Annotated in this window: 16 protein-coding genes; 3 read left to right on the top strand and 13 right to left on the bottom strand. The window is 67.1% G+C overall.

What is annotated here, in order from left to right:
- The first annotated feature begins 85 nt into the window (after positions 1-85).
- Positions 86-418, top strand: a complete 333-nt coding sequence (locus KIH07_RS06900) for a DMT family transporter (RefSeq protein WP_226491265.1) — start codon at positions 86-88, stop codon at positions 416-418.
- Between the two features lie 317 nt (positions 419-735).
- Here KIH07_RS06900 and KIH07_RS06895 read toward each other — a convergent pair whose 3' ends face one another.
- From KIH07_RS06895 to KIH07_RS06875, 5 genes are all read right to left on the bottom strand, one after another.
- Positions 736-1011: a VF530 family DNA-binding protein gene (locus KIH07_RS06895; protein WP_226491264.1), complete on the bottom strand. Its 276-nt coding sequence runs from the start codon at positions 1009-1011 to the stop codon at positions 736-738.
- A 90-nt stretch (positions 1012-1101) separates the two neighbouring features.
- Positions 1102-2046, bottom strand: coding sequence for a glutathione synthase (gshB, locus tag KIH07_RS06890; RefSeq protein ID WP_226491263.1), 945 nt, complete (start codon positions 2044-2046; stop codon positions 1102-1104).
- Between the two features lie 93 nt (positions 2047-2139).
- A complete protein-coding gene (locus KIH07_RS06885; RefSeq protein ID WP_226491262.1) occupies positions 2140-4008 on the bottom strand; it encodes a potassium transporter Kup in 1869 nt (622 codons plus the stop codon).
- 287 nt (positions 4009-4295) lie between these two features.
- Complete coding sequence (gene gshA, locus KIH07_RS06880; protein WP_226491261.1) at positions 4296-5588, bottom strand: glutamate--cysteine ligase; 1293 nt, start codon at positions 5586-5588, stop codon at positions 4296-4298.
- 184 nt (positions 5589-5772) lie between these two features.
- Positions 5773-7053, bottom strand: coding sequence for a glutamate-5-semialdehyde dehydrogenase (locus KIH07_RS06875; RefSeq protein ID WP_226491260.1), 1281 nt, complete (start codon positions 7051-7053; stop codon positions 5773-5775).
- A 209-nt stretch (positions 7054-7262) separates the two neighbouring features.
- Between KIH07_RS06875 and KIH07_RS06870 the strand changes: the two genes are divergently transcribed.
- A complete protein-coding gene (locus KIH07_RS06870) occupies positions 7263-8111 on the top strand; it encodes a 2OG-Fe(II) oxygenase (RefSeq protein WP_226491259.1) in 849 nt (282 codons plus the stop codon).
- A gap of 111 nt (positions 8112-8222) precedes the next feature.
- Here the strand turns inward: KIH07_RS06870 and KIH07_RS06865 are convergent, their stop codons facing one another.
- The 8 genes from KIH07_RS06865 to KIH07_RS06830 form a co-directional block, all read right to left on the bottom strand.
- Positions 8223-9422: an acyltransferase family protein gene (locus KIH07_RS06865; RefSeq protein ID WP_226491258.1), complete on the bottom strand. Its 1200-nt coding sequence runs from the start codon at positions 9420-9422 to the stop codon at positions 8223-8225.
- A 150-nt stretch (positions 9423-9572) separates the two neighbouring features.
- A complete protein-coding gene (locus tag KIH07_RS06860; RefSeq protein ID WP_226491257.1) occupies positions 9573-11684 on the bottom strand; it encodes a glycosyltransferase family 39 protein in 2112 nt (703 codons plus the stop codon).
- A 276-nt stretch (positions 11685-11960) separates the two neighbouring features.
- Positions 11961-13415 (bottom strand): aldehyde dehydrogenase, encoded by a 1455-nt coding sequence (locus tag KIH07_RS06855; protein WP_226491256.1) that lies wholly within the window; start codon positions 13413-13415, stop codon positions 11961-11963.
- Positions 13416-13447: 32 nt separating this feature from the next.
- Positions 13448-14263 (bottom strand): ABC transporter ATP-binding protein, encoded by an 816-nt coding sequence (locus KIH07_RS06850; protein ID WP_226491255.1) that lies wholly within the window; start codon positions 14261-14263, stop codon positions 13448-13450.
- Positions 14260-15039 carry an ABC transporter ATP-binding protein gene (locus KIH07_RS06845; protein WP_226491254.1) on the bottom strand — a complete coding sequence of 260 codons (780 nt, stop codon included), beginning with the start codon at positions 15037-15039 and terminating at the stop codon, positions 14260-14262. The genes KIH07_RS06850 and KIH07_RS06845 overlap by 4 nt, the downstream gene beginning before the upstream one ends.
- Before the next feature lie 123 nt (positions 15040-15162).
- Complete coding sequence (locus tag KIH07_RS06840) at positions 15163-16191, bottom strand: branched-chain amino acid ABC transporter permease (RefSeq protein ID WP_226491253.1); 1029 nt, start codon at positions 16189-16191, stop codon at positions 15163-15165.
- A 16-nt stretch (positions 16192-16207) separates the two neighbouring features.
- Complete coding sequence (locus KIH07_RS06835; RefSeq protein WP_226491252.1) at positions 16208-17098, bottom strand: branched-chain amino acid ABC transporter permease; 891 nt, start codon at positions 17096-17098, stop codon at positions 16208-16210.
- Between the two features lie 108 nt (positions 17099-17206).
- Positions 17207-18406: an amino acid ABC transporter substrate-binding protein gene (locus KIH07_RS06830; protein WP_226491251.1), complete on the bottom strand. Its 1200-nt coding sequence runs from the start codon at positions 18404-18406 to the stop codon at positions 17207-17209.
- Positions 18407-18598: 192 nt separating this feature from the next.
- Here KIH07_RS06830 and KIH07_RS06825 point away from each other — a divergent pair, with 192 nt between their 5' ends.
- Positions 18599-19576 (top strand): helix-turn-helix domain-containing protein, encoded by a 978-nt coding sequence (locus tag KIH07_RS06825; RefSeq protein ID WP_226491250.1) that lies wholly within the window; start codon positions 18599-18601, stop codon positions 19574-19576.

Raw genomic sequence — 19576 nt, 5'->3', positions numbered from 1 at the left:
CCGCGCAGGGCCGCTCCCAAGCAAGCTCGCACCGCAGCCCGCAGGGCGTAGGTACTCCTGTGAGCGCAGCACGGAAGGTGGTCCAGTGAACGCCTGGCTCACCCTGGGACTGGCCATCGTGGCCGAAGTGATCGGCACCAGCGCGCTCAAGGCCAGCGACGGCTTCACGCGGCTGGGGCCCTCGGCCGTCGTGGTGGTGGGCTATGCGGTGGCGTTTTATTGCCTCTCGCTGGTGCTCAAGTCGCTGCCGGTGGGCGTCACCTACGCGGTCTGGTCGGGCCTTGGCATCGTGCTCATCACCCTCGTGGCGCTGGTGATGTACGGTCAGAAGATCGACCTGCCCGGCCTGATCGGCATGGGTCTGATCATCGCCGGCGTGGTGGTGCTCAACGTGTTTTCCAAGGCGGCGGCCCACTGAAGCACCCTCGCGAGGGCCAAGGCGGTGCTCCGCTCAGCGCACCTTGAACAGCTTCTCGCGCAACTCCGGCAGGCGCCGGGCGCCCATGCTGTGGTTCGACAGGCTGCGCTCCCAGGCGAGGTAGACCTCGCGCAACTGCTCGTGGTCTGGGCGCGGGAGATGTCGCTCACCAGCGAGATGCGCATGTTCTGGCCCATGATGGAGTTGACCGAATTGGCCATGAAGTTGCGAGCCATTTCGTTGTCTTTCGCCTCGCGCGCACCGGCCGGCGGGCGAGCCCTGCCGTGGTTCCCACACGACAGGGTGCCGCGATACCCTCAGCGGGGTTGCCGGCCCGCCGCCCGGCTGCGCTCGCGCAGCATGAACAGGTACAGGCCTTCCACCTTCTCACGCGCCCAGGGCGTCTTGCGCAGGAAACGCAGACTGGAGCCCACGCTCGGGTCCACGTTGAAACAGCGCACCGGGATGCGCTGGCCCAGCTCTTCCCAGCCGTAGTGCTCCGCCAGCGCGGTGACGATGGCCTCCAGCGTCAGGCCGTGCAGCGGGTTGCGCACCTGCTTGATCGGCACTGCGGGCTTTTCGATGTCGCTCATGTCAGTTCTCCATGTCGCCGGAGCGCCATCCCTGCGCATGCCACAGCGCCGCCCCCTTGAGGGGGTCGCGCGAAGCGCTGCGGGGGTGTTTCATCCCAACGCGGCTTCCAGCGCGTCCACGAACATCGCCGGCACATCGAAGCCGGTCTGCTCGGTGATCTCCTGGAAGCAGGTCGGGCTCGTCACGTTGATCTCGGTCACGCTGTTGCCGATCATGTCCAGACCCACCAGCAGCAGGCCCCGCGCGGCCAGCGTGGGGGCGATGGCCTCGGCCACCACGCGGTCGGCGTCGCTCAGGGGTTGCGCCACGCCCTTGCCGCCCGCGGCGAGGTTGCCGCGCACCTCGTTGCCCTGCGGGATGCGCGCCAGCACGAAGGGCGCCACCTTCCCGCCGATCAGCAGCAGGCGCTTGTCACCGTCCACGATCTGCGGCAGGTAGCGCTGCACCATCACGCTGGTGGCGCCGCCCTGGTTGAGCGTCTCGATGATGGAGCCCAGGTTCATGCCGTCCGGGCCGACGCGGAAGATGCCCATGCCGCCCATGCCGTCGAGCGGCTTGAGGATGATGTCCCGGTGTTCGGCGTGGAAAGCCCGGATCGCGGCGGCCTGGCGCGTCACCAGCGTGGGCGGCGCGAAGCGGGCGAACTCCATGAGGGCGAGCTTTTCCGGGTGGTCGCGCAGCGCGCGCGGGCTGTTGAACACGCGCGCGCCCTCGCGCTCGGCCTGCTCCAACAGGTGGGTGGCGTAGAAGAACTCGCTGTCGAACGGCGGGTCCTTGCGCATGATCACGGCGTCGAAACCGTGCAGCGGCTCGATGGCCTCGCGGCTGACGCGGAACCACGCATCGGCATCGCCCGTGAGGCCGATGTGGCGCACCTTGGCGCTCACCGACTGGCCGCTTTGCCAGGCCATGTGCTGCGGCTCGGTCGCGGCCAGGGTGTGGCCACGCCGCTGCAGCTCGCGCATCATGGCGAAGGTGGTGTCCTTGTAGATCTTGAAAGACGCGAGCGGATCGGCAACGAAGAGGATGTTCATGGGCGTGGTCAGGTGGCTTTTCGGGCGGCCCCGTACTGTTGCACAAACAGCGCCAACGCGTCGGCGACGGCGCGAACGCCTTGTCCGGGCGCCCTATATCTCTATTTTTGAACCCAGCTCGATCACCGAGTTGCTCGGCAGGTTCAGGAACTCGGCCGCCGCGCCGGCGTTGTGGTGCATCTGGGCAAAGATCTTTTCACGCCAGGGTGCCATGCCACTGCCCAGGGTGGGCACGACCAGGTCGCGCGAAAGGAAGTAGCTGGTGGCCATGGGTTCGAGTTCGCAACCCCGGCCGCTCATGAGCTGCAAGGCCTTGGGCACATCCGGATCGTTCTTGAACCCGTAGTGGATCGCCACCTGCCAGCAGTCGTGGCCCAGCGGCTCCACGGCCAGCCGCTTGTCGAGCCCGATCCAGGGCACTTCGTGGTTGCGCACGGTGACGAACAGGTTCTGCTGATGCAGCACCTTGTTGTGCTTGAGGTTGTGCAACAGCGCGTTGGGCACGGTGCCGGCCTCGGCCGTGAGGAACACCGCCGTGCCTTCAACGCGCGTGGGCGGCGCCATGAACACCGATTCGAGAAAGCTGTCGAGTTCGATGGCCTCGGCCTGCTGCTTCTGTGACAGCAGCTCACGGCCCCGCTTCCAGGTCATCATCAGGGTGAACACCACGCCACCGATCAGCAGTGGGAACCAGCCGCCGGCGAACAGCTTGAGCAGGTTGGAGCTGAAGAAGGCCAGATCGACCATGAAGAAAAACCCGGTGGCCACCAGGCACAGCCACAGCGGGAATTTCCAGCCGTAGCGGATCACGAAAAAGGTGAGCACGGTGGTGATCAGCATGTCCAGCGTCACGGCGATGCCGTAGGCCGCGGCCAGGTTGGTGGAAGACTTGAACATCACCACCGCCAGCACGATGGCGGCAAACAGGCCCCAGTTGACGAAGGGCAGGTAGATCTGGCCGGTGTCGTGCACGCTGGTGTGCTGCACGTTCAGGCGCGGCAGGTAACCGAGCTGCACCGCCTGCTTGGTGACGCTGAAGGCGCCCGAAATCAGCGCCTGCGAAGCGATCACCGTGGCCATGGTGGCCAGCCCCACCAGGGGCAGCAGCGCCCAGTCGGGCGCCATGTTGAAGAACGGGTTTTTCACCGCGGCGGGGTCGGTCAGCAGCAGCGCGCCCTGGCCGAAGTAATTCAGCGTCAGGCAGGGCATGACGATGGCGAACCAGGCCACGCGGATCGGCTTCTTGCCGAAGTGCCCCATGTCGGCGTAGAGCGCCTCACCGCCGGTCACGCACAGCACCACGGCACCCAGGATGATGAAGGTGGTGCCCGGCTGCTGCCACATGAAGCGCAGCGCGTGGTGCGGGCTGAGCGCACCCAGGATTTCGGGGTGGCCCACGATGTGCGACACGCCGAGCACCGCGATCGCCAGAAACCACAGCACCGTGATCGGGCCGAAGAACTTGCCGATGCCGCCGGTGCCGCGCTTCTGCACGAAGAACAGGCCGAACAGCACCACCAGCGTGATCGGCACCACGTACTGCTTGAAGGCCGGCGACACCACCTCCAGGCCCTCGACCGCCGACAGCACCGAGATCGCCGGGGTGATGACGCCGTCGCCATAGAACAGCGAGGTGCCGAAGATGCCGATGGCCAGCAGCCATTTGCGCAGCTCGGGCCGGTCCTTCACCGCCTGCGAGGCCAGCGCCAGCATGGCGATCAGGCCGCCCTCGCCCGCGTTGTCGGCGCGCAGCACCAGCACCACGTATTTGAGCGAGACGATGACGGTGAGGGTCCAGAAAACGATGGAGAGCACGCCATAGACGTTGTCGTGCGTGAAAGGCACGTGGCCGGACCCGAAGATCTCTTTGATGGCGTACAGCACGCTGGTGCCGATATCGCCATACACCACACCTATGGCGCCCAGGGTGAGCGCGGCGAGCGAAGACTTGTTGCTGGACACAAAAAAATACCCGGGACTGGTCGGCCCGGGTTCGGCTGTCAGGATGGGGGCGATTCTGCGCCCACCGCCCGCGCGCCGCCAGTGGGGGGGTATCGCCGAAAAGGCCGGCGCGTGACAAATGTTGCAGCGCAACAACTCAGAACGCGAGAGGTGCCCTCACCCAGAACATCGCGGAACCCACCCCATTCCGGCGCGGCGTGCCCGTCACCAGGATGCGGTGGAACCGGCTCCGCCGGGCCACTCGCATCGCCCCCTTTCAGGGGGTGACGCCGCAGGCGGCGCGGGGGTCACTCATACACCTCTGCGTCCGGGTCGGTCGCTTCCAGTTCGTAGCTCGCGGCCAGCATGGCCAGCCGCCCGATCACGCCATACATGTAAAAGCGGTTGGGCACGCTGGCGCCGGGCTTCACGCCGGGCTGCGGCAGCTGCGCGCTCTGCTCAAAGGCCAGCGGCACGAAGCTCGACCCCGGGGCGCTCAGGTTTTCATCGGCGCCGCGCTCCGCGTGCACACGGTAGAAACCACCCACCACGTAGCGGTCCATCATGTAGACCACCGGCTCGGCCACCGCAGCGTTGATGCGCTCGTTGGTCAGCACGCCTTCCTGGATGATGACCTCGGTGACCGGCTGGCCGGCCTGCACGGTGGCCATGCGCTCGCGCGCCTTGGGGCTCAGCGCGTCGATGTCCTTGGCGTCGCGCACGGTCAGGATGCCCATGCCGCCGGTGCCGTTGTCGGCCTTGACCACCACGAACGGCTTCTCGTTGATGCCGTATTCCTTGTATTTGCGGCGGATCTTGCCCAGCAGCGCGTCGGTGTTGCTGCGCAGGCACTCCAGCCCGTGTTCTTCGGCGAAATTCACCTCGCCGCACTGGTTGAACATGGGGTTGATGAGCCAGTGGTCCATGCCCAGCAGCTTGCCGAAACGCTTGGCGATTTCTTCGTACGCCTTGAAATGGTGGCTCTTGCGCCGCGTGCCCCAGCCTGCGTGCAGCGGCGGCAGCAGGTACTGCTCGTGCAGGTCTTCCAGGATGCCGGGCACGCCCGCGCTCAGGTCGTTGTTGAGCAGGATGGTGCAAGGGTCGAAATGCTTGAGGCCCAGCCGGCGCCGGCTGCGGATCAGCGGCTCCAGCGTGATCGACTCACCACCCGGCAGGTCGATGGTGGTGGGCGCCTTGATGTCGTTGGACAAGGAGCCCAGGCGCACGTTGAGGCCGGCCATGTAGAAGATGCGCTGCAGCTGGGCCAGGTTGCTCAGGTAGAAGGTGTCGTGCGTGTTCTCGGGCACCAGCAGCAGGTTCTTGGCCTCGGGGCAGATCTTTTCGATCGCCGCCATGGCCGCCTGCACCGCCAGCGGCAGCATCTCGGGCGTGAGGTGGTTCCAGCCGCCGGGGTAGAGGTTGGTGTCCACCGGCGCGAGCTTGAAACCGGCGTTGCGCACGTCCACCGAAGAATAGAACGGCGGCGTGTGCTCCATCCACTCCAGCCGGAACCAGCGCTCGATCACGGGGGTGGATTCGAGGATGCGCTGTTCCAGTTCGTTGATGGGGCCGGTGAGAGCGGTGACGAGGTGCGGAACCATATTGGAGAGCCCCCCGCGCCGCCTTTTGGCGTCACCCCCCGGTGGGGGGCGCCAGCTGGGCCCGGCAAAGCCGGTTCCGTGCTGGCCCTGGACGCTCGGGCGTTGCGTGTGGGCTGGAATTGGAGTGGTTGAAAAGGCGAAGGCTTCGAGGATATGGGGACAAAGGCAGGGCTTGCAAGCTCGGTCAGCCCCTGATTTCACCCTCGCCCAGCACCACGTACTTCAGGGACGTGAGGCCTTCCACCCCCACCGGCCCACGCGCGTGGAACTTGTCGGTGCTGATGCCGATTTCGGCCCCCAGGCCGAACTCGAAACCGTCGGCGAAGCGGGTGCTCGCATTCACCATCACGCTGGCCGAATCCACCTCGCGCAGGAAGCGCTGGGCGTGCATGTGGTCGGTGGTGAGGATGGCGTCGGTGTGGTGGCTGCTGTAGTGGTTGATGTGGGCGATGGCCTCGTCCACGCCGGCCACCACCTTCACACTCACGATAGGGGCCAGGTACTCCTCGCTCCAGTCCTGCTCGCTGGCGGCCGCCACGTTCGCGCCCGGCACGGCGGACAGGATGGCCATCGCCTCCGGGCAGCCGCGCATCTCCACGCCCTTGGCCGCGTAGATCGCGCCGATCTTCGGCAGGAACTCGGCCGCCACGCCGCGCGCCACGAGCAGGCTTTCGGTGGCGTTGCAAGGGCTGTATTTCTGGGTCTTGGCGTTGTCGGCCACCTTCACCGCCATGGCGATGTCGCAGGGGTCGTCCACGTAGGTGTGACAGTTGCCGTCCAGGTGCTTGATCACCGGCACCTTGGCTTCGGCGCTGATGCGCTCGATCAGGCCTTTGCCGCCGCGCGGGATGATCACGTCCACGTACTGCGGCATGGTGATGAGCTGGCCCACGGCGGCGCGGTCCGTGGTGGGCACGAGCTGCACGGCGTCGGTCGGCAGGCCGGCGGCGGCCAGCGCCTGCTGCACCAGCGCGGCCAGCGCCCGGTTGGAGTCGATGGCCTCCGAACCGCCACGCAGGATGCAGGCGTTGCCGCTCTTGATGGACAGCGAGGCGGCCTCGATGGTCACGTTGGGCCGGCTCTCGTAGATCATGCCGAACACGCCGATGGGCACGCGCATCTGGCCGACGCGGATGCCGCTGGGCATCTGCTTCAGGCCCGAGATCTCACCAATGATGTCGGCCATGGCGGCGAGCTGCTCGCAGCCTTCGGCGCAGGTCTCGATCACCTTGGGCGTGAGCTTGAGGCGGTCCACCATGGGCTCGCTCAGGCCGGCGGCGCGGGCGCGCTCCAGGTCCTTGGCGTTTTCCACCTGCAGCGGTGCCACGTTGGCCCGCAGCAGCGCGGCCAGGGAGCGCAGCGCCCGCAGCTTGGTGGCCGCACTGGCCTTGGCCATGAGCGCCGAGGCCGCCTTGGCCTGCAGCCCCAGGGTGTTCATGAGTTCGGTGGTGTTGGTCGCGTTCATGGGGAAGATTTTCGCAGAGGGGCCGGGGTTTGGGCGTTTTGGGGCCAAGGGCTGCCAGGCTCCGGCCGAAGGACCGCGGTGATGAGATGCCCGACGCCCCGCGGCGCACCAACCCGCCACTCTCTTGATCTTGATCAACCGCATGCTTTCGGGCTACTGCTCCAATCCCCGCCGGAGCACTTCGTGTCTTTTCCCCAGGAACCCTGAACATGCAAATCTGCGACTTTGGCAACCGTTTCATATTTGACGACCCCCGGTACGAGGCGCTGGCCGCCGAAGGCGCGGTCAAGTACCAGCTGGGCACGCCGTTCAACCACATGGCTTTCGACAACTTCCTGCCGCAGGACGTGGCAGAGGCCATGCTCGCCGAATTCCCCAAGGCGCAAGACATCGAGTGGCACAACTACAACCGCCCGGCCGAGCAGAAACTGGTCTGCGTGGACGAGACCAAGTTCGGCCCGGTCACGCGCAGCATGCTGTACCAGTTCAATTCCGCGCCTTTCCTGCGCTTCCTGGAAAAGGTCACGGGCATCGACAACATGATCTCCGACCCCACGATGCGGGGCGGCGGTCTGCACCAGACCCCCAAGGGAGGCCTGCTCAAGCTGCACGCCGACTTCAACAAGCACGACGCCAACTTCCTGGACCGCCGCATCAACGTCATCCTCTACCTGAACAAGAACTGGAAGGAAGAGTACGGCGGCAGCCTGGAGTTGTGGGACCAGGAGGTGACGAAGTGCGAGGTCAAGATCCTGCCCGTCTTCAACCGCCTGGCGATCTTTTCACCCACCAGCAAGACGTTTCACGGCCACCCCGACCCGTTGACCTGCCCCGACGGCGACTCGCGCAAGTCGCTGGCGCTGTTCTATTACACCAACGGCCGGCCCGCGAACGAGACCAACCAGTCCCACACGACGATCTTCGCCGAGCGGCCGCACGAAAGAATCGGCGGCATGCGCTGGCGCGTCTCGCAGGACTACATGCCCCCGGTGCTGTTCCGGGCGATGCGCCGCTTCCGGGAACGCCATCTGGCCAACACGATCCAGAAGCGCGGCTGATCGCCCATCGTCAGAACGACGCTCAGCCTCTGAGCCCATGCAAACCCCTCGCGGGATTGCATGGGCTTTTTTCATAGGCTCCCCCGCGGCCGCAGCGCAGGGGCACGGCCCTCAGGCCTTGGAGCCCCGGGCCGGCACGGGAAACCACCGCGGCGGCAGCCAGGACTTGAGCGCCAGAGCGTGCTTCTCGATCAGGTGCCAGGAGATCGCGGCGAAAGCGAACGACAACACGGTGGCGGCCAGCAGCAGCCACAGGAACGCCGGCAGGCTGCCCGAGAACCACTGCGGGCGCCAGGCCACCAGCGCCTGGGTGATCGGGAAGCCGTAGAGGTACAGGCCGTAGCTGTAGTCTCCGCTGGACAGCAGCCGGCTTTTGGGGATCGGCAACAGGCCGACGAACAGCGTCATGTAGGCCACCACCACCGGCGCCACGTAGGTCATGGCGTTGGACATGAGCAGGAGATAGCTCAGCGGCATGCTGGCCAGGAACAGCCACGGGTTGGCGGGAATGCGCTCCTTCCAGTGGAAGAACAGCACGCCCATGAAGAAGTAATACACCACCACATGCGCCGGGTAGGGCCCCTGGGGCGCGGACATGCCGGTCAACGCGTGCGCCATGGCCAGGCCCAGGGTGACCAGCAGCATGAGCACGGAGAACACCCCACGGTGGTAGACCAGCCGGGTCACCATCAGCAGCGCCATGGCGAGGTAGCAGTAGAACTCGCTCGGCAGGGTCCAGAGGTTGACGTTGACCAGGAAGGGCACCGGGTTGCTGGCGAACACGCCCGGCAGCGAATAGCTGATGTCGCCCCAGGTGTTCCGGAAGTACCGGAAGAACTGGGGGTCGGAGACATACTGGTCCAGCGGCACGGTGGTGAACCACCAGCCCAGCACACAGGCCGACAGGGCCACCTCGACCACCAGCGCGGGAAAGATCCGCAGCACGCGGTGGGCGAGAAAGGTCGACGTGCTCTTCAGCCGCACGGCGCTGCCCATGACCAGAAAGCCGCTTAGGGCAAAGAACATGGGCACCAGGGCCAGCTTGAAGGGGCGACCCAGGCCGGTCCAGGGCGTGACATTCAGGACACCCCCATCAAGCCCGGCGGCGTGGCTCGCCGCGAGAGACGCCTGGTGGGCCACGGTCTCGATGGCCATGCCGCTGAGACCGGCCAGCCACTTGGCATGCCCCACAAAAATCACCAACGCGAGAAAGATGCGCAGAAAATCAAAGCCCGGTCCGACGCCCCGGTAGCGCTTCAACACCGAGTCAAAGCTGTCCGAGGGCGACATCCGGAGCCACTGATGCAACATGCTGTTCTGTTCCGCGCAAGATCGACCGGTGCAGGAGCTGGGCCGCATGTCCACACGGGTGCTCGGGGGTCGTGGTGCAGTAGCTTAGACAGGCAAAGTTAAATACCCCTTAAGCCGTGGCCCTCACGCCACAGACAGGCCCCATGCCGCTCATCGGCCCACCAGCCGCAACCGCTGGAACACCTGGCGCGGCGACCCCTGGAGCAGGCCCCGCCGACGGACCCAGGCCAGGCCCCGATGCACCACCACCCCCAGCACGACCAGCATCAGGGGATGGGCGGGCGTGGAGTAACGGGGGATGTTGTGCGTCAGGAAGGCGTAGAACAGCAACAGCCCCACCGGCATGACCGTCAGGGCGATCAGCCGGGGGCGCAGGGCGAACAGGCCGAACACGAAAGCCGCCAGCAGGGCCGACCCGGCCACCAGGTTCAGCAACTCGACCAGCACTTCCTGCAGATCGGGATCGAGCAGCGGAATCTCGAACTTCTGGAAGCTCCAGAAGCCGTGCCACAGGAAAGGGCCGCTCATCCAGACGTGGCGCCAGGGATCGGCCCGCAGCATGGCCATGGCCTCGCGCTTCATGGCTTGGTCTAGCACCTGCTCGGCGTGGGGAACCCCTTGGGCGCGCAACTCATTGAGCCGCTGCTTGGCCTCGGCACCGGACTTGAAGTGAAAGCTGACCACCCCATCCGGTTTCCCCTGGTAAGCGGCCCGGCGGTCATTTTCAAAAAACGACGAGACGCCCCGGTTCAGGCGCTGCCAGCGGCCACCCCGCTCGAAATCGCCCGGGCGGGCAGCGAAACGGGTGCCTTCCACCAGCCGGCGGTAGAGCCGGGGACTTTTTTCATAGAGCAGGCCCAGCACCTCTTCGTCCGACATTTGGTTGAGGGTCGCGCGGCCCAGCAGGATCAGGCCGCCCCGGTCGGACACCTGGCTGTAACCGAACTGCAACTGGTTGCGCAGCATCCAGGGCGCCAGGGTCAGGCTCATGCACAGCCCGGCCACCGCCCCCCAGCGCAACACCTGCCAGCGGGTGGCTTTCGGATCGCGACGGCTGAACAGCATGGCCAGCACCAGGAGCAGCAGCGCGGCCCAGCCGATGTAGAAGAACGAGGCCTTGCACAGCGCCAGCAGCCCCATCAACACGCCCGCGGTGGCGAAGTAACGCGCCTGCAGCTTGCGCACCGCCCGGAACAGGGCGTAGGTGCACCAGATGAGCAAGGTGGCGGTGGGCAGCTCGGTATAGAGCGTGTCGATGTAGGCCGGCGCGTGAAAGAAGTACAAGTACGCCAGCAAGGTGGTGGCCAGGCCGGCGGCGCCGTGGCGGGTCAACCGGATCATCAGCAGCCACACGCCGACCAGGCCGGCAAAGACCCAGATCAGGTTGCTCAGTTTGACGAAACGCGTCTTGTCACCCGCCCGCAGCTGGGCAAACGAAGGGTGCTGGCCGGCGGGCAGCAGCGCCTTCAGGTACAGCCCCACGACCAGGGGCGGCAACGGCTCCCGGAAATTGCTCGGCCGGGCGTGGCTGGCGCTGTTGTCGATGGAAAAGGTGTTGTGCTGATACACATTGCGCGCGATCAGCAGGTTCTGGATGGCGTCACCCAGGACAGGGCTGTCGGTGATGTTGTCGGAGGCGTGGTACGTGAGGCCGGCGCAGATCAGCACCGGCAACACCCAGCCGAACATGAGCGTGTTGCGCAGGCGTACGTAGGCAAACGGGAAATAGCGGCGCAGGAACGCGGTCGCGGTTTCCAGGGTCAGCCAGGCCAGCGCGACCATGGCGCCCAGCAGCGCCGCCGCAGCGCTCAGCCGGCCCAGGGGCGGGTCGAACAGCGCGTCGGGCACCGCCAGGTTGAAATGCGGATCGGGCCCGGTGGCCTCCAGGCGGAGCGTCTCGCGGTCGGCCGACGTGACGCGCAGGTCGTTCCAGGCGCTCAGGGCACGCTCCAGGTCGGGGCCCTGCAGCTTCAGCTCGGTCCAGCGCCCGGTCAGCACCACCGGCCCCAGTTGCAGGGGCCCCCGGGTCGTCATCGGATCGATGCGGAACAGGGTCACGTCGCGGTAGCCCCGGAAATCGAGCACATGCTGCTGCCAGCCACCCTCCAAGGCGGACCGGGTGATCACCTGCCGCTCGTCAAAGGTCTGGTCGCGGGCTGCGTGGTAGACCTGCAAAGGGGTGCGCCCCGCGGTCCACACCGAGAGCGACAGCCTCAACTCCTTGTTGAGGTTCTCCAGGGCGAAGAAGGACAGCGCAACCAAGCTGCCGAGCACCAAAGCCCGCAGCACCGCGAATGCGGGCGTTGGCGTGCGAAGGAATGCGATGGCGAGAGCGCGCATGGATGGAGGAAATACAACCCTGATTCGTCCACCCAGCCGGTGGCATGGCTGACCATGCTGCCGAGCGAACACTTAAGGGATGTTTAACCCGCACCATCCGGGCACGAAGCCCCCCGCGGGCGTCGCGAGAATCCGACAACGCAGCGGGCGGCTGCGAAGGCCCTGCCTTCGCAGCCATTCACCTGAACACCACCGCGCTCAGAACGGGTAGTGCCGCGGCGTGGTCTGCACCGTGATCCAGCGCAGTTCGGTGAATTCGGCGATGCCGGCCTTGCCGCCGAAGCGCCCGATGCCCGAGCCCTTCACGCCGCCGAAGGGCATTTGCGCTTCGTCGTGCACGGTGGGGCCGTTGACGTGGCAGATGCCGGAGTCGATCTTGCGCGCCACGTTGAAGGCGCGCGCGATGTCGCCGCCGAACACCGCGGCCGAGAGGCCGTATTCGTTGTCGTTGGCGCAGGCGATGGCCTCTTCCACGCCCTTGACGCGCACCACGCACTTCACCGGGCCGAAGGTTTCTTCGTGGTAGATGCGCATGGCGGGCGTGACGTGGTCGAGCACGGTGGCGGGCATGAGCGTGGTGTCGGCCTTGCCGCCGCACACCAGCTTGGCGCCTTTGGCGAGCGCGTCGTCGATCAGTTGATTGCAGTGGTTGACCGTGCCCATGCCGATGACGGAGCCGAGCACCACCGGATCGGGCTTGCGCGGGTCGCCCAGGGGCAGGTTCTTGGCCTTGTCGCTGAACTTCTTGACGAATTCGTCGGCGATTTTCTGGTCCACGATGATGCGCTCGGTGCTCATGCAGATCTGACCGCTGTTGGCGAAGGCGCCGAAGGCCGCGCCGTTGACGGCGTCGTCGATGTTGGCGTCGTCCAGCACCACCAGGGGCGCCTTGCCGCCGAGTTCGAGCACCACGGGCTTGAGGTACTTGGCGCAGGTGGCGGCGATGATCTTGCCGACCTTGGTGGAGCCGGTGAAGTTCACGCGCCGCACCGCCGGGTGCGCGACCATGGCTTCGACCACGGCGCCCGCGTCGGCCGGGGCGTTGGTGATGTAGTTCAGCACGCCAGGCGGGAAGCCAGCGTCTTCGAACGCTTCGGCGATGAGCTGGTGGGTGCGCGGGCAGTTCTCGCTGCCTTTGAAGATGACGGTGTTGCCGCAGGCCAGCGGTGTGGCGATGGCGCGCACGCCCAGGATGATGGGCGCGTTCCAGGGCGCGATGCCGAGCACCACGCCGGCCGGCTGGCGGATGCCCATGGCGAGCGAGCCGGGCACGTCGGACGGGATCACCTCGCCCGCCACCTGGGTGGTGAGCGAGGCGGCCTCGCGGATCATGCCGGCGGCCAGCATCACGTTGAAGCCGGCCCACATGGCGGTGGCCCCGGTCTCGGCCGGCACGGCCTCGACGAAGCTGGGCGTCTTGGCCTCCAGCGCGTCGGCGGCCTTGAGCAGCAGGGCGCGGCGCTCGCTGGGGCCGGTTTCGCTCCAGGTCTTGAAGGCTTCGGCGGCGGCTTCCACCGCCATCACCGCGTCGGCCGGCGAGGCGGCCGGGGCGCGCGTGGCGACGCTGCCGTCGAGCGGGTTGCGGCGCTCGAAGGTGGCGCCTTTTTCGGCCGTGACCTTGAGGCCGTTGATGAGCATGGACAGGTCGGACATGGGGTTCTCCTTGGGTTCAGATGAAAGGGTTGTCAGGTGGTGGCCACGGCCTTGCGGCGCTGCACCGCATCGACCGCGCTGGTGGTGCCGGTGGCGGGGTCCTTGTCGGCGCCCAGGTAGGCCTCGCGGATCACGGTGGAGCGGGCAAGCAGCTTGGCCGGCCCGCTGGCCACCAGGGTGCCGCGTTCCATCACGTAGCCACGGTCGGCCACCGCCAGCGCCTTCTTCACGTTCTGCTCCACCATGAGCACGGTGGTGCCGGCGTCGGCGATGCGGCGCACGATGGTGAGCAGCTCGTCCACCATCTTGGGCGCGAGGCCGAGCGAGGGCTCGTCGAGCATGAGCAGGCGCGGCGCGCACATCATGGCGCGCGCGACGGCCACCATCTGCTGTTCGCCGCCGCTCATGGTGCCGGCCAGTTGCGTGGCGCGTTCCTTGAGCTTGGGAAAGTCCACGAAGGCTTGCACCAGGCGCTCAGCGCGTCGGGCCTTGGGCACCAGCCAGCCGCCAAGCTCCAGGTTTTCAGCCACGGTGAGTTGCGGAAACAGTTGCCGGCCTTCGGGCACCAGGGCCACGCCGGCCTGCACGATCTCGTGGGTCTTCTCGGGCATCTCGGTGCCGTCGAGCAGCACCGTGCCGCTGCGTGGGATCAGGCCGTTGAGCGCCTTGAGCAGCGTGGTCTTGCCCGCGCCGTTGGGACCGAGCACCACGGTCAGGCCGGGCCGGATGTCGAGCTTGAGATCGCGCAGCACGAGGAAGGCGCCGTAGCCGGCCGACAGGCCTTCGACCCGGAGGTGGGCGCGCCCGCTGCCGCCCAGCGCAAAGGGGGTGTCGCGGTACCACATCATGCGGGGCTCTCCTCGGCCATTTCGTCGCCCAGGTAGGCCTCGATCACCTCGGCGTTGCGCACCACCTCGGCGGGTGGGCCGTCGGCGATCTTCTTGCCCTGGTGCAGCACGATCACGCGCTCCACGTGGCGCAGCAGCGTGGTCACGGCGTGTTCGATCCAGACCACGGTGAGGTCGAGTTCGTCGCGCAGGCGGCGGATCAGGCGGGCCATTTCCTCCACCTCGTTTTCGGTCAGACCGGCGGCCACTTCGTCGAGCAGCAGCATGCGCGGGCGCGTGGCCAGTGCCATACCGATCTCCAGCAGGCGCTGCTGCGACGGCGTGATGGCGGCGGCCGGCAACTCGGCCTGCGCGGACAGGCCGATCAAACCCAGGATGCTCTCGGGTGTGCGCAGCACCCAGGGCACCGCCGTCTCTTCGCCCCACCAGAGGTACTTGCGCGGCCGACGGCCGGCGAACTTCAGGCCGAAGGCGATGTTGTCGCGCACCAGCATGTCGGCGAACACGCGCGGGGTCTGGAAGGTGCGCGCCAGGCCGTGGGCGGCAAAGCGGTGCGGGCCTTGGCCGCTCAGCTCGCGCCCCTGCATCAGCAGTGCGCCGCTGGTGGGCTGGGTGACGCCCGAGATGGCGTTGAAGAAGGTGGTCTTGCCCGCGCCGTTGGGGCCGATGATGCCGACGAGTTCACCGGGCAGGAAACGCGCGCTCACGGCGTCCACGGCGGTGAGGCCGCCGAAGCGCACGGTGATGTCGCGGGCGTCGAGAAGGGGCTGGCTCATTGCATGGCTCCTGGGCACGCGCAGGCCTTGCCCTCACCCCGGCCCTCTCCCGCAAGCGGGAGAGGGAGAGGAAGAGACAGCCCCCTCTCCCGCTGGCGGGAGAGGGTTGGGGTGAGGGTCCATTCAAAACACATCGCGGCGCTCCCTCAAGCTCTTTTCAAGTTGTTTGCGGCGTTTCGTCTCACCGCTCAGGTCGTCGCGCGTCTCAGTCCACCAGGCCTTGGCACCCTCGCGCCAGCCGCGTAAGGTGTCGGCGCGCAACGAGGCCAGGCCACCCGGCAGGTACAGCACCGACAAGATGAGCAGCAACCCCAGCGACACCATGTAGAGCTGCGGCACCTGTAAGCGCAGCGTCTCGGCCAGCACGCTGAACACGATGGCGGCAATGAGCGGGCCCCAGAGCGTCATGGCGCCGCCGATGAGCGCGATCAGCACGGTCTGGAAGCCGATGAAGGGGTTGAACACGGTGTGCGGGTCGATGTAGGTCCAGCGCACCGACATGGCCGCCCCCACCGCGCCGGCCACGGCGGCGGTGAGCGCGAAGCCGGCGATCTTGATGAAGCGGGTGTTCACGCCCAGGGTCTGCGCGCGTTGCTCGTCGGCGCCGATGCCCCTCATGGCCAGGCCGAAACGCGTGCGGCGGATGGCGATGGACAGCGCCACCGCGATCACGGCCAGCGCGAGCAGGGTGAAGTACACCGTGTCGCGTTCGGGCACCACCATGAGCACGCGGCCCACGGTGCCGGTGACGCTCTTTTCGAAGTAGCTGATGGCGTGGCGGATCAGCTCGGTCATGCCGAAGGTGAGCACCGCGAAGTAGGTGCCGCGCAGGTGCAGCACGGCCGCCCCCATGAGCACCGCCACAGCGGCGGCCACGGCCGCGCCCAGCGCGATCACGGGCAGCCAGGCCAGTTGCTCCAGCAGCAGCGCGCCGGTGTAGGCGCCGATGCCGAAGAAGGCCGAGGTGGCCAGCGAGAGGTAGCGCGTGCTGCCGCAGAACAGCGCCCAGCTCGATGAGAGCGCGATGTACATCAGGCAGGTGAGCGCCATGGACACGGCGAACTCGCTGCCGAAACCGGGGATGGCCAGCGCCCAGCCGGTGAGCCCGAACAACACCAGCAGGTCGCGCACGAAGAGTTGTCGGGAGTTCATGGGTTAACGGTGCACGTCATGCCCTGCGTCCTTTGCGGGCAAACAGGCCCTCGGGTCGCAGCAGCAGCACGCCGATGAACACGACGTAGCTCAGCAGCGCCTTGAGGGAGGGGTTGGTGAAATGCATGCCCAGGGCCTCGATCACGCCCAGCAGCAGGCCACCGGCGAGCGCGCCGCTCATGCTGCCGAAGCCCCCCAGCGTGATCACGATCAGCGCGGTGACGGTGTAGGGCTCGCCCATGGAAGGGCTGATGGTGTAGGCCATGGAGAGTAGGCAGCCCGCCACGCCCGAGAGCCCCAGGCCCACGCCGAACATCAGCGGGTGCAGCCGCCGGGTGTCGATGCCCACCAGCTGCGCGCCCACCGGCGACTGCATCAGCGCGCGCACGCCCTTGCCCAGCAGGGTGAGCCGCAGCAGCGCGATGAGCGCACCCGAAAACAGCAAGGCCAGCGCGAACACCAGCAGCTTGTTGGCGGCGAACTGCGCGTTGCCCACCGGCACCGGGTCGGTCAGGAAGTCGTAGCCGCGCAGGTCACCGCCCCAGACGTAGGACACCACGTTCTGCACCAGGAACATCAGGCCGAACGACACCATGAGACCGCGCGCCTCGAAGATGTCGAGGTTGGGCGAGGTGGCGGTCAGGCGCCGGAAACACAACCAATGCACGACCAGCCCCAGCCCCATCAGCAGGCCGAACGACACCGGCACCATCCACAGCGGCGACAGGCCCAACGAGGTCTGCACCATCCAGGTCAGGTAGGCCCCCACCATCAGGAACTCGCCGTGCGCGATGTTGAGGATGCGCATCAGCCCGTACTGCAGGTTCAGCCCCAGCGCGACGAGCGCGTAGATGCCCCCGGTGATGAGACCGGAGGCGAGGAGTTCGAGCCAGGCGGAAAAAGACATGCGAGCGAAGAGGAAGTTGTCCAGAACGTCGCGGAACCGGCTTGGCCGGGCCGCAGACGTTGCCCCCGTGAGGGGGTGGCGGCCGTCAGGCCGACGCGGGGGTGGGCCTTATCTCCATGCCGGCTTGTTGGGGTTCAGCGCAGCCGTCGCCACGTTCTTCGGCCACACCACCTCGAACTCGCCGTTCTGCCACTGGCTCACCGTGCCCGGGGTGCCCACGTTCTCGCTGCCGTTGAACCGGATGTCGCCGATGATGGTCTTGTGCGTGGTGCCGGCCACGTAGTCGCGGATCGCCTTGCGGTCCAGCCCCTGGCGTGCCACCGCGTTGGTGAGGATCTCCAGCCCCGCCCAGCAGGCCCCGCTGGCCCAGCGGTCGGGTTCCTTGCCGGCGAACTTCTTGGTGTGGGCATCGAAGTAGGCCTTGGCCGCCGAGCTGGTCTTGGCGTTCCACGAGCCCATGCCCAGCACGCCTTCGGCACCCGCGGGCGTCATCACGTTGCGATACAGCTGGAAAGCGGTGCCGACCGAGGCGTAGAAGAACTTGGGGTTGAAGCCCACTTCCTTGGCCTGCTTGCTGGCCAGGATGGTGTCGGGCGGGTAGGTGAAACCGACGAAGGCGTCGGGGTTCTTGTCCTTGATGCTGCGCAGCACGGGCGAGAGGTCTTTCACGCCCCCAGGGTAGCTCTTGTCCTCCACCATCTGGATGCCACTGCCCTGCAGCGCCACCTTGAGCGCGGCGTAGTTTTCCAGGCCGAACAGATCGTCCACGTAGATGCAGGCCAGGGTCTTGCAGCCGTTGGCCTTGAGCATGTCCACCAGCGCGCCGGTCATGGGCGCGGGCTGCTGCAGCAGCAGGAAGAAGTACGGCAGCTTCATTTCCGCCAGCCGTTTCGAGAGCGCGGTGGGCGCCAGGAAGGGATAGCCAAAGCGGTTGGCCAGCGGCGCCACGGCGAAGTTGGCGTTGCTGCCCCAGGGCGGCAGCACCAGGTCCACCTTGTCGCTGCCCATGAGCTTTTCGTAGGTGCGCACACAGGTTTCGACCTCGCTGCGATCGTCGTAGCTGACGAGTTCGATCGGGCGCTTCACCCCCTTGACGCTGAGGCCGCCCGCGGCGTTCTGCTGTTCGGCCCAGAGCAGGTAGTTGGGCTCCTGGCTGACCTGGGCACCACCGGTCCAGGGACCGGTGCGGGCCATGGCGTAGCCCACGCGCACCGCTGTGGACTGGGCCAGCAACCGGGGCGCAACGGCCATCGCGCCCACCGTGGTGGCGGCGCTCTTGAGGATCAGACGGCGGGTGGACTGGGCCATGGCAGGTCTCCTGTGGTGTTCGGGATGCGGACCCCCGAATGCTAGGCAGCCCACCCCTGCCCGGCTGTGCTGGTGGTGCACAAGCCGCTTGCCGGAGCGTGCACGCGCATGCGGGATAACCCTCAACCCCAGGCCCCCCAGGGCCGTGCACCGCCGCCCATAATTTGTGCACCCCAGTGCCGGAGCCTCGACATGACCCCCTCCTCCGTGATGAGCACCGACGCCGTCGCCCCCAGCGAACGCGCGCCCGCCTGGCGCGACTGGATCTGGAAGCACTTCGGCGGTCTCGAATCCGACCTCTACGGCGACACCGGTTTCGACGGCCACCTGAGCGCCTCGCACGCGGGCGACGTGGTGCTGACCAAGCTCGAAGCCAACCGCCACCGCGTGTTGCGCAGCCCGCGCCTGGCGCGCGCCGGCGACACCAGCTATCTGAAGATCGTGGCGCCCTGGCGGGGCAGTGCCGCGGTGGAACAGCAGGGCCGACAGGCCTGGGTGCGCCCGGGCGGCTGGGCCATCTACGACACCACCGGCAGCTACGAAATCGCCAACCCGGAGCGGGTGGAACACCTCATCGTGATGTTGCCCAAGGAGCAGGTGGCCGAGCGCGGCCTGCGGCTGGAGCCGCTGATGGCCCGCCACGTGGGCGGCGCCAGCGGCATTTCACGGGTGGCGCTGGAAACCATGCGCAGCACCTACCAGGAGCTGCCGGTCATGAGCGACCACGCCGCGCGCGGCGCCGGTGAGCTGATCATCGAGCTGGTGCGGCTGTCGCTGCAGGAACTGGCGGGCCGCGAGAACGCCACCACCCAGCTCGAAGCCTTTCGCGACCGCATCCGCGAGCACATCGGCCAGCACCTGCGCGACCCGGGGTTGTCGATCGAGCGCATCGCGCAGTCGCTCAACTGCAGCAAGCGCCACCTGCACAACGCCTTCAACGCCGAGGACGACACGCTGGCCCACCACATCCTGCGTCGGCGCCTGCAGGCCTGCATGCGCGAACTGAAGGACCCGGCCCAGGCGCATCGCACCATCACCGACATCGCGTTTTCCTGGGGTTTCAACAACGGCGCGCATTTCAGCCGGGTGTTCCGCGAACACACCGGCCTGTCGCCGAGCGACTTTCGCGACACCGCACTGCGCCAGGTCCTGGACACCGAAGCCCGGTGA

Source organism: Hydrogenophaga taeniospiralis, assembly GCF_020510445.1.
Classification (GTDB): domain Bacteria; phylum Pseudomonadota; class Gammaproteobacteria; order Burkholderiales; family Burkholderiaceae_C; genus Hydrogenophaga.
Note: the sequence above shows the minus strand (reverse complement) of the source record. Positions and strands in the feature narration are given on the sequence as shown.

Bases quoted from the DNA above. Each gene is read 5' to 3' on its own strand.
- KIH07_RS06895 (WP_226491264.1), bottom strand. From the start codon at position 1,011: ATGAGCGACATCGAAAAGCCCGCAGTGCCGATCAAGCAGGTGCGCAAC.
- KIH07_RS06850 (WP_226491255.1), bottom strand. From the start codon at position 14,263: ATGATGTGGTACCGCGACACCCCCTTTGCGCTGGGCGGCAGCGGGCGC.
- gshA (WP_226491261.1), bottom strand. From the start codon at position 5,588: ATGGTTCCGCACCTCGTCACCGCTCTCACCGGCCCCATCAACGAACTG.
- KIH07_RS06865 (WP_226491258.1), bottom strand. From the start codon at position 9,422: ATGTTGCATCAGTGGCTCCGGATGTCGCCCTCGGACAGCTTTGACTCG.
- KIH07_RS06855 (WP_226491256.1), bottom strand. From the start codon at position 13,415: ATGTCCGACCTGTCCATGCTCATCAACGGCCTCAAGGTCACGGCCGAA.
- KIH07_RS06845 (WP_226491254.1), bottom strand. From the start codon at position 15,039: ATGAGCCAGCCCCTTCTCGACGCCCGCGACATCACCGTGCGCTTCGGC.
- KIH07_RS06830 (WP_226491251.1), bottom strand. From the start codon at position 18,406: ATGGCCCAGTCCACCCGCCGTCTGATCCTCAAGAGCGCCGCCACCACG.
- KIH07_RS06840 (WP_226491253.1), bottom strand. From the start codon at position 16,191: ATGAACTCCCGACAACTCTTCGTGCGCGACCTGCTGGTGTTGTTCGGG.
- gshB (WP_226491263.1), bottom strand. From the start codon at position 2,046: ATGAACATCCTCTTCGTTGCCGATCCGCTCGCGTCTTTCAAGATCTAC.
- KIH07_RS06875 (WP_226491260.1), bottom strand. From the start codon at position 7,053: ATGAACGCGACCAACACCACCGAACTCATGAACACCCTGGGGCTGCAG.
- KIH07_RS06870 (WP_226491259.1), top strand. From the start codon at position 7,263: ATGCAAATCTGCGACTTTGGCAACCGTTTCATATTTGACGACCCCCGG.
- KIH07_RS06825 (WP_226491250.1), top strand. From the start codon at position 18,599: ATGACCCCCTCCTCCGTGATGAGCACCGACGCCGTCGCCCCCAGCGAA.
- KIH07_RS06835 (WP_226491252.1), bottom strand. From the start codon at position 17,098: ATGTCTTTTTCCGCCTGGCTCGAACTCCTCGCCTCCGGTCTCATCACC.